Source organism: Desulfosalsimonas sp. (genome assembly GCF_046483245.1).
GTDB lineage: Bacteria > Desulfobacterota > Desulfobacteria > Desulfobacterales > Desulfosalsimonadaceae > Desulfosalsimonas.
On the sequence record NZ_JAWODO010000004.1, the window covers coordinates 16939 to 31260 of the forward strand.

The 14322-nt window shown below is 54.1% G+C and carries 17 protein-coding genes; 15 read left to right on the plus strand and 2 right to left on the minus strand.

What is annotated here, in order from left to right; genetic code table 11:
- Window positions 1-151: 151 nt before the first annotated feature.
- The 6 genes from R6U41_RS00545 to R6U41_RS00570 all read left to right on the plus strand — a co-directional run bounded on the left by R6U41_RS00545 (window position 152) and on the right by R6U41_RS00570 (window position 7037).
- Window positions 152-376, plus strand: coding sequence for a ferrous iron transport protein A (locus R6U41_RS00545; protein WP_410267887.1), 225 nt, complete (start codon window positions 152-154; stop codon window positions 374-376).
- The gene (feoB, locus tag R6U41_RS00550) at window positions 373-2847 is read left to right on the plus strand and encodes a ferrous iron transport protein B (protein ID WP_410267888.1); all 2475 of its coding nucleotides are present in this window, start codon (window positions 373-375) and stop codon (window positions 2845-2847) included. The genes R6U41_RS00545 and feoB overlap by 4 nt, the downstream gene beginning before the upstream one ends.
- A gap of 139 nt (window positions 2848-2986) precedes the next feature.
- Entirely contained in the window at window positions 2987-3307 is a 321-nt protein-coding gene (locus R6U41_RS00555; protein WP_410267889.1) for a hypothetical protein, read from the plus strand.
- Window positions 3308-3369: 62 nt separating this feature from the next.
- On the plus strand, window positions 3370-4167 hold the full coding sequence (locus R6U41_RS00560; RefSeq protein WP_410267890.1) for a DUF4198 domain-containing protein: 798 nt from the start codon (window positions 3370-3372) through the stop codon (window positions 4165-4167).
- Window positions 4168-4402: 235 nt separating this feature from the next.
- On the plus strand, window positions 4403-5497 hold the full coding sequence (locus R6U41_RS00565; RefSeq protein ID WP_410267891.1) for an LbtU family siderophore porin: 1095 nt from the start codon (window positions 4403-4405) through the stop codon (window positions 5495-5497).
- Between the two features lie 172 nt (window positions 5498-5669).
- Window positions 5670-7037: a sigma-54 interaction domain-containing protein gene (locus tag R6U41_RS00570; RefSeq protein ID WP_410267892.1), complete on the plus strand. Its 1368-nt coding sequence runs from the start codon at window positions 5670-5672 to the stop codon at window positions 7035-7037.
- Here R6U41_RS00570 and sfsA read toward each other — a convergent pair.
- The gene (gene sfsA, locus R6U41_RS00575) at window positions 7007-7786 is read right to left on the minus strand and encodes a DNA/RNA nuclease SfsA (RefSeq protein WP_410267893.1); all 780 of its coding nucleotides are present in this window, start codon (window positions 7784-7786) and stop codon (window positions 7007-7009) included. The genes R6U41_RS00570 and sfsA overlap by 31 nt on opposite strands.
- Before the next feature lie 312 nt (window positions 7787-8098).
- Here sfsA and R6U41_RS00580 point away from each other — a divergent pair, with 312 nt between their 5' ends.
- The 9 genes from R6U41_RS00580 (at window position 8099) to R6U41_RS00620 (ending at window position 13094) form a co-directional block, all read left to right on the plus strand.
- Window positions 8099-8266, plus strand: a complete 168-nt coding sequence (locus tag R6U41_RS00580) for a hypothetical protein (protein WP_410267894.1) — start codon at window positions 8099-8101, stop codon at window positions 8264-8266.
- A gap of 122 nt (window positions 8267-8388) precedes the next feature.
- Window positions 8389-8868, plus strand: a complete 480-nt coding sequence (locus R6U41_RS00585; RefSeq protein WP_410267895.1) for a ferritin family protein — start codon at window positions 8389-8391, stop codon at window positions 8866-8868.
- A gap of 60 nt (window positions 8869-8928) precedes the next feature.
- On the plus strand, window positions 8929-9093 hold the full coding sequence (locus R6U41_RS00590) for a rubredoxin-like domain-containing protein (protein WP_410267896.1): 165 nt from the start codon (window positions 8929-8931) through the stop codon (window positions 9091-9093).
- 222 nt (window positions 9094-9315) lie between these two features.
- On the plus strand, window positions 9316-9477 hold the full coding sequence (rd, locus tag R6U41_RS00595) for a rubredoxin (RefSeq protein ID WP_410267897.1): 162 nt from the start codon (window positions 9316-9318) through the stop codon (window positions 9475-9477).
- Window positions 9478-9646: 169 nt separating this feature from the next.
- Window positions 9647-10831, plus strand: a complete 1185-nt coding sequence (locus tag R6U41_RS00600; protein ID WP_410267898.1) for an FprA family A-type flavoprotein — start codon at window positions 9647-9649, stop codon at window positions 10829-10831.
- On the plus strand, window positions 10824-11051 hold the full coding sequence (locus R6U41_RS00605) for a ferredoxin (RefSeq protein WP_410267899.1): 228 nt from the start codon (window positions 10824-10826) through the stop codon (window positions 11049-11051). The genes R6U41_RS00600 and R6U41_RS00605 overlap by 8 nt, the downstream gene beginning before the upstream one ends.
- The gene (locus R6U41_RS00610; protein WP_410267900.1) at window positions 11048-11395 is read left to right on the plus strand and encodes a cytoplasmic protein; all 348 of its coding nucleotides are present in this window, start codon (window positions 11048-11050) and stop codon (window positions 11393-11395) included. Before R6U41_RS00605 ends, R6U41_RS00610 begins: the two co-directional genes overlap by 4 nt.
- A gap of 2 nt (window positions 11396-11397) precedes the next feature.
- Window positions 11398-12093, plus strand: coding sequence for a DVU0298 family protein (locus R6U41_RS00615; RefSeq protein ID WP_410267901.1), 696 nt, complete (start codon window positions 11398-11400; stop codon window positions 12091-12093).
- Window positions 12090-13094 (plus strand): NAD(P)H-dependent oxidoreductase, encoded by a 1005-nt coding sequence (locus R6U41_RS00620; RefSeq protein WP_410267902.1) that lies wholly within the window; start codon window positions 12090-12092, stop codon window positions 13092-13094. The genes R6U41_RS00615 and R6U41_RS00620 overlap by 4 nt, the downstream gene beginning before the upstream one ends.
- On the opposite strand, the gene R6U41_RS00625 is transcribed toward R6U41_RS00620, so the two are convergent.
- The gene (locus R6U41_RS00625) at window positions 13055-14269 is read right to left on the minus strand and encodes a ThiF family adenylyltransferase (protein ID WP_410267903.1); all 1215 of its coding nucleotides are present in this window, start codon (window positions 14267-14269) and stop codon (window positions 13055-13057) included. The two genes, R6U41_RS00620 and R6U41_RS00625, sit on opposite strands and share 40 nt — an antisense overlap.
- Window positions 14270-14322 lie beyond the last annotated feature (53 nt).

The following is a 14322-nucleotide window of genomic DNA, read 5'->3' on the forward strand; positions in this document are numbered from 1 at the left end:
CAGAGGCGGTTATTTTTTGGTGCATTGAGTTAGAAATATAAAACAATTAATGACAACTCTAATTAATCAATAATTGTCTATCCCGAAGTCAGTCCTCAAGCCGGGGAAGATTTCCGGGCAGGTTACGGCAATTTTTGGAAAGGACCGGAAAATGACATTGGATCAATTAAAGCCCGGGGATGAAGGCTATGTTCAAAAATTGTGCAGCCGGGACAGACTGGGGCGCAGGCTTATGGACATGGGGGTTTACCCCGGCCTGCGGATCCGGGTGATCCGGAATGCTCCCCTTGAAGATCCCATGGAAGTGGAACTGGACGGATATTATATCAGTCTTCGGCATGAAGAAGCCAGGGCAGTGGAGATTGCATGCAAATGAGGCCGCAAAAAATGAAAATCGGGCTGGCCGGGCAGCCCAACTCCGGCAAATCCACACTATTTAATGCTTTAACCGGAGCCCGGCAGCATGTGGCCAACTATCCCGGAGTGACCGTGGAAAAAAAGATCGGCTGGTATGCCAGCAACGGGGAAAATGTGGAAGTCGTTGATCTTCCGGGGACCTACAGCCTGACTTCCTATTCTCCAGAGGAACAAGTGGCCCGGGATTTTATCCTCCGGGAAGATCCGTCCGTGGTGATCAATGTGATGGATGCATCCAATCTCAAGCGCTGCCTGTTTTTGACATTTCAGTTATTGGAAATGCAGGCGCCGGTGGTCCTGGCCCTGAACATGATCGATCTGGCGGAAAAACGCGGCATTTCCATTGACACGCAAAAGCTTTCCGGACTTTTGGGCATTTCCGTGGTGGCCACGAATATGAAAACGGGCCGCGGGAAAAAGGAACTGCTCGACACCATTTCAGCACTGGCGGATACCAGTGGTGCCTCAGGCGGCATCGGTCTGGACTACGGGGAGATGGAGTCGTTTTTGCGTGACATTGAAAGCCGTGTTCTGGCCGAGACCCCGCAATTGCCGGCAGCTTATCCCCTTCGCTGGCTGGCCGTCAAGCTCATGGAAGGCGACAGCGAAGTGATTCGACTGGTTGCCTCGGCCCATCCGAGTCCTGAGGATTTTACCGCAGATATTGAACGGCTGCGTGCGGACTTCGAGTCCCGGTTTGATGAGATGCCGGAAATCCATATTGCCAACCGCCGCTATCAGGAGGCGGATCGGATCGTCAGATCCTGCATGTCACCGGGGCAAGCCCGGCAGCTTTCCTGGTCGGATCGGATCGACAAAGTGGCCTGCCACCGGCTGATGGGTCCGGTGGTCCTGGTGGCAGTGATCTGGCTGCTTTATTATTTATCCATTGTCCAGGGATACAATGTCACCAATTATACCTGGCCCATTCTGGCACAGATCCGCAGCTGGGTTGAAGTCCTCCTGCCCGGGGCCGGATTTATTGAAATTCCAGTAATGCGCGCCTTTGGCCTGTGGTTTGTCGACAGCATTAATGCCCTGCTCAATTACATTCCCATATTTTTTATTCTGTTTGCCTTGATCGCCATACTGGAAGATTCCGGTTACATGCCCCGCATGGCCTTTATCATGGACCGGCTTTTTTCCCGTTACGGCCTGCACGGCCAGTCCACCCTGCCCATGGTGCTCGGCGGTATCTATGTGGGCGGATGTGCCGTGCCCGGAGTTATGGCGTGTAAAGCAATACCGGATGAACGCTCGCGCCTGGCCACCATCCTGGTGATTCCCCTGCTCAATTGCCTGGCCAAGGTGCCCCTTTATGTGCTGTTGATTAATATCTATTTCGCGTCTCACAAAGCCTGGGCTATGTTTTTTATTTCCACGATCAGTTTGCTTTTGGTGCTGCCGATTTCAAAAATCCTGACCCTGACGGTGTTGAAAAAAAGGCCCACTTCACCGTTTGTCATGGAAATGCCCCCTTACCATGTGCCCACTGTGCGCGGGGTTCTGACCCGGGCCGTGGAACGGGTCTGGCTGTTTGTGCGCAAAATTACGACGATTGTGGCGGCCGTGGCTGTGGTGGTGTTTATCCTGATGCGGTTTCCCGGCATCGGCGAGGAGCGCATGGCCCATTACCAGGAAGAAAAGCAAAAAGCGGTTTCGTCTTTTATCCAGGATATTGAAGATACGGATTATGCCGCCGCCATTGATTCGGACAACATCATGGATTTTATCCGGTACTGGAGCGGTTACAAAAATGCGCGCCTTGGGGCAGGCGGAGGCGATGCAGCCAAAGCCGTCAATGAAAGATTCAGGGGAAAAAATCCGGATTTTTATAAAATTGTCACACGCCAGGGAAAAGACGGCATGATTGCCTACCGGGCCGCCCGCAGCCTGGAGCGGAGCCGCAAGCAACTGCTCATGGATATGAAAAATGAGCAGATCCATAACAGTTTTTTGGGACGGGCCGGAAAGAGCCTGGAGCCTGTTACCCGGTATGCAGGGTTTAACTGGCGGGTCAACGTGGCGCTGCTAAGCGCGCTGGCAGCCAAAGAAAGCAGCGTTGCCACCCTGGGAGCCCTGTATGAATCAGATGAGCGCGGAGAATCCCTGGAAAAACGCATGGCGTCAAAAGAGACGGGATTCACCCCGCTGCATGGTCTTGCCCTGATGCTTTTCATGGTGCTTTATCCGCCGTGCCTGGCCGCGGCCATTGCAGTAAAGATTCAGGCAGGGGGAACCCGGTGGATGCTGTTTTCCATTGGATATTCCATGATCCTGGCGCTTGGCGTTGCCGCGGCGGTTTTTTCCGGGGGCAGCGCCCTGGGGCTAAGCGGTTTTCAAGCCATGTGGCTTTTCTACGGTTTTGCCCTGACATTGACGGTCGTCATGGGGCTGGTCCGAAACCGGCCGGATTTCAGTGTTGCCTAGCGCTGTAACAGATTTCTGTGGAAGATCTAAATTTTTCTTAAAATTAGAATGTTATTTTTAAATGGGCTGATGAGATGGTTTGAGCGCTTTTTAGGCCCTCATCAGGTTTAATTGACTTAACTTAAAGGAGGTTTGTTGTATGCGAAAGACAAGATGGACAGCAGTTATGGGATTTATTCTGATTCTGGCGGCATCGGGACCGGCCCTGGCCCATACTCCCGTGTGCTCCTGCTATGAAATTGGTGATGACAAGGTGGTTTGTGAAGGCGGATTTTCTGACGGCTCGTCTGCTGCGGGTGTGGAAGTGCGCGTGGTCGGAGAAGACGGAAAAGTACTGGAAAAAGGCAAAATGGATGATTTCAGCGAATTTGAGTTTGAGAAGCCGGATGTGCCCTACAAAGTCATCTTTGATGCCGGAAAGGGACATGAGGTCAAAATTCCGGGCGAGAAAATTGATTAGCAAACCAACGGCAATGATTCCGAAAAAACTTTGAAAGTCAACAGAAAAAGGGAGATGCAGGAATGAAAAAATGGATAGTGATGGCTGCAGCCACCGCAGTGCTTATGGCAGCCCCTGCAATGGCACATTTCCAGATGATTTATACCCCGGAAACCGCTTTGGAAAACGGGCAGGCCATTGATCTGAAACTGGTGTTCACACATCCTTTTGATGCCGGGCACACCATGGATATGGAAGAACCCGAGCAATTCTTTGTGGTGCGCAAACAAAGAAAAAAGGATTTGAAAGACAAATTAAAACCCATTGAGTGGACGGGGCTGGAAAACAGCGGTGCAGCCTATGAAAGCACCTGCCGGCTGAGGGGCATGGGTGACAATGTGTTTTGCCTGGTGCCGGCCCCTTATTATGAAGAAGAAGAGGATGTCTATATTCAGCAGATCACCAAAATGATGGTCAATACGGCCGGGTTTCCGACGGATTGGGATGCGGAAGTCGGGCTGCCGGCTGAAATCGTGCCCCTGGACAAGCCTTATGCGCTCTGGACCGGAAATGTATTCCGGGGTGTTGTCAAAAGAGAGGGCAAACCGGTTCCCCATGCGGAAATCGAGGTGGAATATCTCAATCATGAGCCGGATATGAAAAAAAACGCCTTTGCCAGAAAGGCGAAAGTCCGGGCCCCTCAGGATTCATTTGTCACCATGACCATTAAGGCCAATGTCAACGGTGAATTTGCCTTTGGCATCCCCAGGGCCGGGTGGTGGGGTTTCTGCGCCCTGGGCGCGGGACCGGCCACCGAGCACAACGGCAAAGAGCTTTCCCAGGATGCCGTGATCTGGGTCCAGGCCCGGGATATGAAATAAAGGAAATTCGTTCATGGAAACCGTGCTGCTTGTGATCATCGGGTGCGCGGCTGTCTGGTACCTGTGCCGGTACATTTTCCGCGCATTCAAAGCGAGTGGCTCGGGGTGCGGGTGTGGATCTTGCCAGGGTTGCCCGTTGGCAAAAAACAAAGAAGAGCAGGAAAAATGCCAATAACTCCGAAAAGGCATTCACTATTTGAAATTTAAAATAAAAAAAGAAACGGAAAAGGAAAAAATGAAACAGATTGTTGCAGTGATACTCAGTGTTTGCATGTGCGTGATAGTCTCGGGCTCGCCGGTATTTGCCAAGGAGCTGTCCAATTATGAGTTAACCCGGAAAATTAACGAACTTGAACAAAAAGTGGGAATAAGGGATTTTTCCGGTCAGTGGACGGATCGGATTTCCATCAGCGGCCTGCTGGAGGTCGAAGGGGTGTATGAAGATCGGGACAACCGGGACGGCACAGGTGAAGATTCCAGCGATCTGAACCTGGCAACGGTCGAGCTGGGCATTGACGCAGAGTTCAACGATTATGTCAGCGGCCATGTTGTGTTTTTGTGGGAAGAAGACGACACCGAGCCCGTGGACCTGGATGAAGGCTATATTACCCTGACACCGTCTCCGAACTGGCCGGTTTATTTTTCTGCAGGCAAGCTCTATGTGCCGTTTGGCAATTTTGAAACCCACATGGTCTCTGATCCCCTGACCCTGGAGCTGGGCGAGACCCGGGAATCGGCTGCGGTGGCCGGACTGGAGCAAAAAGGTTTTTATGCCTCTGCTTATGCGTTCAATGGGGATGTGGATAAGTTCGAGGATGACAGCCACGTGGACAATTTCGGTGCCAGTGCCGGATACCGGATGGAGACGCAAAACTTCAGCCTGGATACGGGTGTGGGGTATATCAACAATATCCTTGATTCAGACTTTTTATCCGATGAAGGCATTGATGAAGTAGATGATTATGTGGGCGGGGTCACAGCCCATGCCATTTTTTCCACAGGGCCGGTGACCCTTATCGGCGAGTACATGACCGCCTTAGATGACACCGAGTATACGGATAATGGCAACATAATGGAAATGGAAGAGATTTCCGCATGGAACCTGGAGCTGGGCTATGGTTTTACCCTTGCGGAAAAAGACACCACCCTGGCTGTCGGCTGGCAGGGAACAGACGATGCAGGCGGGTTTCTGGCAGAAGACCGCTACATCTGTGCGGTGAGCATGGACGTGTTTGATCATACATCCGTTGCCCTGGAATATTTCCATGAGGAATATGAAAACGATGATGAAAACGATGCCGTGACCGCTCAGCTGGCTTTTGCGTTTTAATTTCAAAATTGCCGCAAAATAAGACATTTGCTTGACTTGAACCGGTAACGTGCTATGCTTTTTCCCCTGTTCCGGCCTTTGTGCCGGGCAGGGGATTTTTATTTTTGCGGCCGGCCGCAGCTGCAGCCGGCAAACAAATGGATCCAGGCGAATCAAACGGTTTAAAACAACTATGTCTGAAGACACACTCACCCGGCTGCTTTCGGAAAAACAGAATCTCATACGGATACTGGATCATTTAAAGGAAGGCATTATCGCCCATGACCTGAACCGCAGGATCTTTTTTTTCAACGAGGAGGCAGAACGGCTCACCGGATACAGCCGCGACGAGGTGCTGGGCAAAGACTGCCACGAGGCGTTTGGCCAGCCGTTTTGCGGCCAGAAGTGCCTTTTTGATGAAAACCAGCAGGAAAATCATCAGGATCTGCCCGAATACATGGAATATCCGGTCACGATCCTGACAAAAGACGGCCAGAGCCGCAAGGCGGAAATGTCGGTTTCCCCGATCCGGGATGATTCCGGTATTATAGTGGGCGTGCTGGCCTCTGTGAGGGACATGACCGAACTGCTCAAGCTTCGGTTCAAGGCCGGGGAATTGTCGGGATTCGGCAGCATTATCGGCCGGGATTACAAGATGCTCCAGATTTTTCAGCAGATTCGGGATCTGGCCGGCTATGATTACCCGGTGCACATCTACGGGGAAACCGGCACGGGAAAGGAACTGGTGGCAGAGGCCATTCATCAGGAAAGCCGCCGGGCCGGGGCGCCCTTTGTCCCCATCAATTGCGGGGCCCTGCCCGAAGGCCTCATAGAAAGCGAGCTGTTCGGCCATGTCAAGGGTGCTTTTTCCGGGGCCATACGGGACAAAAAGGGCCGTTTTGAGCTGGCTCACAACGGGACCGTGTTTCTCGACGAGATCGCCGAGCTTTCCAATGCCATGCAGGTCAAGCTGCTGCGGTTTCTGCAGACCGGAAAATTTGAAAAGGTGGGCGGCGAAAAGACCGTGGGCGTGGATGTGCGCATCATCAGCGCTACAAACAAGGATCTGAAAAAACAGATCCAGGCAGGGGCGTTCCGGGAGGATTTGTATTACCGGTTAAATGTGATCCCGGTTCATTTGCCCCTCCTGCGGGAGCGGAGAAATGACATCCCGCTTCTCATTGAGCATTTCCTGCGCAACGCTGCCCGGGAGCACGGGGATGAGCCCCCAAAGGTGGTTTCCGAAGAAGCTTTGGGCATTATGCTCGATTATGATTGGCCCGGCAATGTCCGGCAACTGCAGAATGTGCTTCAGTTTGCCATTGTCAAGTGCGGCGGCAGCGTGATCCGGCCGTCCAACCTGCCAATGGAGCTTCGCAGTGCAAAATCGTCTGAAAAGCGCCGGGGGCCGGACAAAAAACTCGATGTGGACTCCGTGCGCGCGGCCCTGGAAAAAACCGGGGGAAACAAGGTCAAGGCGGCAAAGCAGCTGGAAGTGGGACGGGCCACATTGTACCGGTTTATCCGGGATTATCCGGAGGCGGTCCCGGAAAACGAGTAAGGCAGGCGATTTCTGAGCCCAATGCCGGCCAGGTCCATGTGCACGTCATAGACCAGGATTTCCACCCCGTTTTTTACAGCCCTTCGCAATTCCTCTCCGTATGCGGGATCAACGTGATCTGCCGGCATAAATTTGACGGCATCCATGCGCTGTACCAGGAAAAACATCACACACCTGTGGCCTTTTGCGGCTTGGCGCTGCAGCTCCTTTAGATGATTTCGGCCGCGCTGGGTTTGCGCGTCCGGGAAATACCCGGTCTGGTTTTCAACCAGGGTGCAGTTTTTGATCTCCACCCAGCATTTTCCGGAGTTGCGGCTTTCCAGCATCAGGTCAAACCGGGTGTGATCCCCGGCCCGCACTTCGGCCCGGATGGAATCATATCCCGACAGTTCCGGGATCACGCCGGATTCCGCACATCTGCGCACCAGCCGGTTGGGCACCAGGGTGTTTGTGCCCACCAGGGAGCCGGGCATTTCAATGAGTTCCCAGGTGTATTTGAGCTTGCGCCGGGGATTGTGGGAAACAGAGATGTAAACGGGCCTTCCGGGTTGGCTGCATCCGGCCATGCTCCCGGAATTGGGACAGTGGGCCGTGACCGCCTCGCCGGTTTCCAGCCGGATGTCTGCAATAAAACGCTTGTATCGGCGGATCAGTGTGCCTGCAATGAGTTCCGGCCATTGAATGAAACAATTTTGTACCATGATACTGCCCTGATACACCAAAACCGAGAGAAAGAAAATAAAATCCATGCATTGTCGCCCATGTCTGCATGGCCTGATGATATCCTGCCGCAATCCCTATGATAAAAATAACACTTTGTTTTTATGTAAAATTTGATTTATATTGAGAGTTTGTTTTTTTGCGCGAAAACAGCTTTCTGCCCAAAATCTCCGGCCGGCGCAGCAGCGTTTTGGCATGAAAGTTGTAGTAGCGTTAGCATAGGATTCAGCGGAAAATCAAAAGCAGCTGCAAACCCTGTCAGCATAAAAGTAAATGCCAGCATTCACAGAAATGATGGATTTCAGGTATTGAAACCGGCCAACGAAAATATTAAAAGAACAATGGAACTTGTCAAAGCCATGCTCGAGCTTGCCGATGATGGCGATGCCGAGCGGGAGGATGCGGGCTGCGGCGTTCTTTACGGAATGATCCGGGATGCGGGCTACAAAATCGGCAAACGGGCTGAAGCCGAAAAGGCTTCCCATATGCAGAAAGGCAACTGGCGGTAACCGCCTTCGGATTTTTGGCCGGCATCTGCAGCAATCAGCCGGCATGGGATTGGCAAAAAAAATTATAGGCATTATTTTATGAAAAGTTGTGGTTTGTTAACTTTAAGACAACGGAGGAAGTGATGGCTGCATTTGATTTCAGCGCTGATGATGTTTTTAAGCTGGCCGAGGATATCGAGGTCAACGGTGAGCAGTTTTACCGCAAAGCTGCACAAGACGTGGATGACCCCAAAAACAAGGAAATGCTCAACAATTTGGCGGACATGGAAGCAGATCACAAGCGGATTTTCGGGCAGATGCGCGCTGAGTTAAAAGAAAAGGAAAAAACCCAGACCGTATTTGACCCAGAGGGAGACGCGGAAAATTATCTCAAGGCCCTGGCAGACATCCGCGTGTTTTTTGAAAAACCCATTGACACATCTTCCATGGAAAAAATTTTAATGGCCGCCATCCAGGCGGAAAAAGATTCCATCGTGCTTTATCTGGGCATGAGGGAACTGGTGCCGGAAAAATACGGAAAAAACCGGCTTGAAAATATCATCAAGGAAGAAATGGGGCATATCCGCCTGCTGAGCGGGGAACTGACCAAGCTTAAAAAATAGTTTCCCCGCCGGCACCGGATCAGAGCCCTTCAACCGGGAGCATGCAAAGGAGGTGACACTATGGCCAGCTGGAAATGCAGCAACTGCGGATATACATTTGAGGCTGACGCGCCGCCGAAACAGTGTCCGTCATGCAAGGAAAAATGCGAATTCGTGGACAATTCCTGCTACACTCCGGATTGCGCGGACTCGGGCCGTGACGACCGGATCGGGTCCAAACGATAGTAATCTGTCACAAGGGCAGAAAATATGGCAAAGGCGCTGGTGGTATACGCCACGCGAGCGGGCGAAACCCGCAATATCGGTTTCACATGAACATGGTCGACGGCCCGCTGATGCTCAAAAGGAGCAGCCTTGGCGGCGGCATCAAGATGGCACAGGATTACGGCCGCCAGGTTGCGGCCAAACTGGAATGATTTTTAGCTGAAAAAACAGGAGGACAAAGACATGGACAAGTATGTATGCACCATTTGCGGATATGTGTATGACCCGGCCCAGGGTGATCCGGACAACGGCGTTGCAGCAGGCACCAGTTTTGAGGATCTCCCCGACGACTGGGAATGCCCTGTCTGCGGTGCGCCCAAGGCTGATTTTGAAAAACAGGCATAGAACCGTAAAACCGGTTTTAGGCATTTTTGCACTCCCGCCCGGGAAAAGTTCCTGAAACCGGTTTGCTTTTTTTCAAGCTTGGCGGATTGTCAATCTTTACAGGTTTGAAACCCATAACACAATCAAGACAAAAAATTTCAAAAAACAGGCAATAGAGAGGACGCAGGGTATGAAACCGGTGGAGATCGCAAAAGGCGTTTATCATGTCGGCGTACATGACTGGAACATTCGGGATTTTCACGGATATTCCACGGAAAAGGGCACCAGTTACAATGCCTTTCTGATTGTGGATGAAAAAATCGTGCTCATTGACACTGTCAAAAAGGAATTTGCCGACCAGCTGCTGGCCAATATCGCCCAAGTGGTGGACCCGAAAAAAATTGACATGGTGATCAGCAATCATACCGAGATGGATCATTCCGGGGGACTGCCGCGGGTCATGCACTATATCGGCGAAGACAAGCCGGTACTGTGCTCCAAGATGGGAAAAAAGAACCTGTCTCAGCATTTTTCCCAGAACCTCAACTACCGGGCAGTGGAAAACGGCGAGGAGATTTCCGTTGGCAGCCGGAATCTGGTGTTTCTCGAAACCCGCATGCTGCACTGGCCAGACAGCATGTTTACCTTTGACAAGACCAACGGGATTCTTTTTTCCAGCGATGCATTCGGCCAGCACTATGCCGGCTATGAAATGTTTGATGACGTGATCGGCAATGCTGTCATGCCCCATGCAAAGAAATATTTTGCCAATATCCTGCTGTTGTATGCACCCAAAATCTTAAAGCTGGTGGAGCAGGTAACCCAAATGGGTCTGGATATCCGCATGATTTGTCCGGACCACGGGATTATCTGGCGAACGGATCCGGCCAAAATCATCAACGCCTATGTTGCCTGGAGCCGGCAGGAGCCGCTAAACAAGGCCGTGGTGGTATACGACACCATGTGGAAAAGCACCCGCGTCATGGCCGAAGCCATTGCCGACGGCATCGCCGAAGCTGGCGTGGCGGTCAAGCCCATCCACATCCGAAGCTCCCACAGAAGCGAGATCATGACCGAGCTGCTCGATGCCCGGGCTTTTGTGTTCGGCTCGCCCACGTTAAACAACAACATTTTTCCCACCGTGGCCGATGTGTTGACCTATGTAAAGGGATTGAAGCCCAAAAACCGCCTGGGCGCGGCATTCGGCTCCTACGGCTGGAGCGGCGAGTCGGTGAAAATCATCCAGGCAGAGCTCGAAGCCATGGGCGCGCAGATTATTGACAAGGGCCTTCGTATCCAGTACGTGCCCGATGCCGATGCCGTGGCACAGTGCGTGGATTTTGGCCGCCGCATCGGACAGGCCGTCAATGAATAACGTAAACCCCCCTGAGCCTGACGTTGAGCTGGCCGATTGCATTGAATGCGGCGTGTGTGCGGATCTCTGCCCGGATGTGTTTGAAATGACCGATGCCGGGTACGTGCGGGTGATTGCCCTGCGGGCTTATCCGCGGGGCTGCGTGGATGAAGCCATCAAGCACTGCCCGGCCGACTGCATCCGCTGGAACCCTCAGGCCCCTGCAGGAGAGGAATCATGAAAAAAGTGGCATTGTTTGTATTTAATGATGATCCCATGTGTTTTACCCATGTGCTGTTAAATACCCTGGATATGCATGAGCGTGGATATGATGTCCAGGTGGTCCTGGAAGGCGAGGCCACCAAGCTGCTGCCTGGCCTGGAAAACGAAAAAACAGCAACTTACGAAATGTGGCGCAAGGTTATAGACCAAAAACTGGTGGCCGGGGTGTGCCGGGCCTGTTCCAAGCAGATGGGCACCCAGGCATCTGCGCAAAAACAGGGCCTGGGACTGCTCGATGACATGTCCGGGCATCCTTCCTTTGCCGGTTTCCGGGATCAGGATTATGAAATTCTGGTATTTTAGCCGTGAGCGGCGCCAGAGCCCTGAAACGTGAAATCCGGCAGGTGCTGGCCGATTCCGGGCAGGACAAGGCCATGGCCCGCATTGGCGGCCATCGGCCCAGGCAGGCCATTAATGCCCTGATATCGCATTTTTATGAAGCAGATGCCTTGATCCGCTGGCGTGCCGTGGCGGCCGCCGGCATTGTCACCGCGGATCTGGCCGAAGCAGAGCCTGAGTCGGCCCGGGTGATCATGCGCCGGTTCATGTGGATGCTAAATGACGAGTCCGGGGGCATCGGCTGGGGCGCGCCCGAGGCCATGGGCGCGGCCATGGCCCGAAATTCCCTGCTGGCCGCTGAATATGCCAGTGTTTTGTGCTCCTACATTGATCCCGGACAAAATTTTTTGGAACACCCGGGTCTTCAGCGCGGACTGCTCTGGGGCCTGGGGGAGCTTGCCCGGGTCCGGCCGCAGATGGCCGCATGGGCAGCACCGCATATCGCCGGATTTCTTGATTTGGACGATGCTTATCATCGCGGCATCGGGGCCTGGGCGGCCGGCAATATTGGCAGCCCGGAAAATTTTGACCGGGTTCATGCGCTGACTTCAGACCGGGCTGTGATCGAATTTTTTGAAAACTGGCAGCTTTATCGGGTTTCTGTTGCAGAACTCGCCCAAAGGGCGGTCTCAGCCATCACCCGGACACAACAGGAGGAATGATGTACGTTTTAGGCCTTCAGGGCAGTCCCCGGGCAAAGGGCAACACAAATTTTCTGCTGGACGGGCTGCTCGATGACCTCAAAGAAAAGGGTGCGGATACCCAAAAGATCCACGTCCGCCGGCTGCGGGTGGAGCCGTGCATCGGCTGCGGATACTGCGAGGAAAAAGGCATCTGCGTTTTTGCAGACGATGACATGGCCGCCCGGATTTATTCCATGCTGCGCCGGGCCGATGTGGTGATCCTGGCCGGTCCGGTTTATTTCTACAATTTTCCCGCGCACATCAAGGCGGTCATTGACCGCACCCAAGCTTTGTGGTCGCGAAAGTACCGCCTGGATCTGGAGGATCCGGGCCGGCCCTGGCGAAAGGGTCTGCTTCTTTCCGTGGGCGCCACCAGGGGCAAAAACCTGTTTGACGGCATGAAGCTCACGGCCCGGTATTTTTTTGACGCTGTTGGCGCGGACTACACTGATTCCATTGTGTACCGCAGAATCGAGGCCCCGGGCGATCTAACCAATCATCCCGGGGTGGCCGATGACATCCAATCCTGCGCCGCAAACCTGGATTCGCTTCTGGCCCGGAAAAAAATCCTGTTTGCCTGCCGGGAAAATGCCTGCCGCAGCCAGATGGCAGCAGGGTTTGCCCGGCACCTGGCCGGCGGACGCATTGATGCGTTGAGTGCCGGCAGCACCCCGGCCCCGGCGGTCAATCCCATGATGCAGGAAGCCATGGGGGAAAAGGGTTTGGACATGGTCCATCTCAGCCCGCGCTCCATAGACGATGTCCTTTCCGGGATCCGGCCGGACATGATCGTGACCATGGGCTGCGGCGAGCAGTGCCCTTATATTCCCGGGGTGTCACACGTGGACTGGGACCTGCCCGATCCGGCCGGGCAGTCCATGGATGTGATGCGACAGGTCAGAGATGAGATCGAGCACCGGGTCAGGCAATTGATTGACAATCAGGACGGGTCTGGTTCGCTGTTAAAGGAAAACTCCTGAAACCCGGCATTTTCCAGATCCACGTAAAGCATCCGGTTTCGCAGCACCCGGCCCCGGCCCAGAACAATCTTGATGATTTCCATGACCTGAAGGGTTGCCATGAGCGCCGGCGTCACCCCGGGGACCCCCATCATGGCTTCGGGCGCCGGGTCGGAAGGGCTTTGCTGATCCGGTTTACCGTAAAGGGCTTCTATTCCCGGATCCCGGGGAAACACGGTCATGATCTGGCCTTCAAACCCGGCAATGGCGGCATGCACCAGGGGGATGCCGGCCTGCCTGCAGGCGGCGGCAAGGGTCCTCCGGGCAGCCACGCTGTCCAAGGCGTCGGCTGCCGCATCCGCACCCTCAAGAATTTCTCCTGCGTTTTGCCGGTCCATGGCCACGGTAAAAGCCCGCACCTCAACCGCCGGGTTGATTGCGGTCAGAATTGATTTTGCGGCCTCTGCCTTGTTTCTGCCAAGTGTTTCGGAAAAACACATTGCCTGGCGGTTGAGGTTGGATTCGGCAAATGCGTCCGGATCGGCAATGGTGATTCTGCCGATGCCCGTGCGGGCTGCGGCAGCCGCGATATGGCCGCCCAGGCCGCCGGCGCCGATAATCGCAATGCCGGATTTGGCCAGTTTGAGTTGGTCTTGTGTGGAAAGGCTTGCTGCGTTTCGCATCTCAGTGTCCAGTTCGACCGAGTCGTGCTCGTCGCGCGGGCGATTCCCAAAGCTCCACTCGAAGCGCTCGGGCGTCAGGTCGGGCTGATCGGCTCCGCGTGCGGCGTCGGCGCGGAGGAAGGCCCGCACATCAGTTTTAAGCGCCTCGCGAGCAGCGGCCTTTACCTGGTCGTTCGGCGGCGTACCGCGTTGCTGGGTGGCTTCTTCGAAGGCCGTCTCAAACGCATCCCACAAGACCTGTTCGTCGTCGAGCGTGGGCATGCGCCCGAGTCCGCCATCCTCCGGGTTCAAGAACAGCTCGTAGGTGCGATGCAAGATGGTGCCTCGGGTGAGGGCGTCGAGCCAGTCTTCGTCGTCGAGCGCGGGTTCGTCGAGCGGCTCGGCCTCCAGCACGTACTTTACGAAGTAGAGGTAGGGCGTGCGCGCGAACATCTCCAGGCGCGAAGCCGAGGCGATGGTGGCGGTGTCCGGATCGAGCAGGTCGAGTTCGGGATACGGCGGGGCTTGCAGCAAGCCGTCGTAGGCCGTGACCTCGTCGGAGGCGCGGGCCTTCTCAGCAGCGCGTC

Excerpts from the sequence above, each read along its gene's own strand:
- R6U41_RS00555 (WP_410267889.1), top strand. The coding sequence starts at position 2,987 with ATGCGAAAGACAAGATGGACAGCAGTTATGGGATTTATTCTGATTCTG.
- R6U41_RS00585 (WP_410267895.1), top strand. The coding sequence starts at position 8,389 with ATGGCTGCATTTGATTTCAGCGCTGATGATGTTTTTAAGCTGGCCGAG.
- rd (WP_410267897.1), top strand. The coding sequence starts at position 9,316 with ATGGACAAGTATGTATGCACCATTTGCGGATATGTGTATGACCCGGCC.
- feoB (WP_410267888.1), top strand. The coding sequence starts at position 373 with ATGAGGCCGCAAAAAATGAAAATCGGGCTGGCCGGGCAGCCCAACTCC.
- R6U41_RS00610 (WP_410267900.1), top strand. The coding sequence starts at position 11,048 with ATGAAAAAAGTGGCATTGTTTGTATTTAATGATGATCCCATGTGTTTT.
- R6U41_RS00590 (WP_410267896.1), top strand. The coding sequence starts at position 8,929 with ATGGCCAGCTGGAAATGCAGCAACTGCGGATATACATTTGAGGCTGAC.
- R6U41_RS00600 (WP_410267898.1), top strand. The coding sequence starts at position 9,647 with ATGAAACCGGTGGAGATCGCAAAAGGCGTTTATCATGTCGGCGTACAT.
- R6U41_RS00580 (WP_410267894.1), top strand. The coding sequence starts at position 8,099 with ATGGAACTTGTCAAAGCCATGCTCGAGCTTGCCGATGATGGCGATGCC.
- R6U41_RS00605 (WP_410267899.1), top strand. The coding sequence starts at position 10,824 with ATGAATAACGTAAACCCCCCTGAGCCTGACGTTGAGCTGGCCGATTGC.
- R6U41_RS00545 (WP_410267887.1), top strand. The coding sequence starts at position 152 with ATGACATTGGATCAATTAAAGCCCGGGGATGAAGGCTATGTTCAAAAA.
- sfsA (WP_410267893.1), bottom strand. The coding sequence starts at position 7,786 with ATGGATTTTATTTTCTTTCTCTCGGTTTTGGTGTATCAGGGCAGTATC.
- R6U41_RS00560 (WP_410267890.1), top strand. The coding sequence starts at position 3,370 with ATGAAAAAATGGATAGTGATGGCTGCAGCCACCGCAGTGCTTATGGCA.
- R6U41_RS00570 (WP_410267892.1), top strand. The coding sequence starts at position 5,670 with ATGTCTGAAGACACACTCACCCGGCTGCTTTCGGAAAAACAGAATCTC.
- R6U41_RS00620 (WP_410267902.1), top strand. The coding sequence starts at position 12,090 with ATGATGTACGTTTTAGGCCTTCAGGGCAGTCCCCGGGCAAAGGGCAAC.
- R6U41_RS00565 (WP_410267891.1), top strand. The coding sequence starts at position 4,403 with ATGAAACAGATTGTTGCAGTGATACTCAGTGTTTGCATGTGCGTGATA.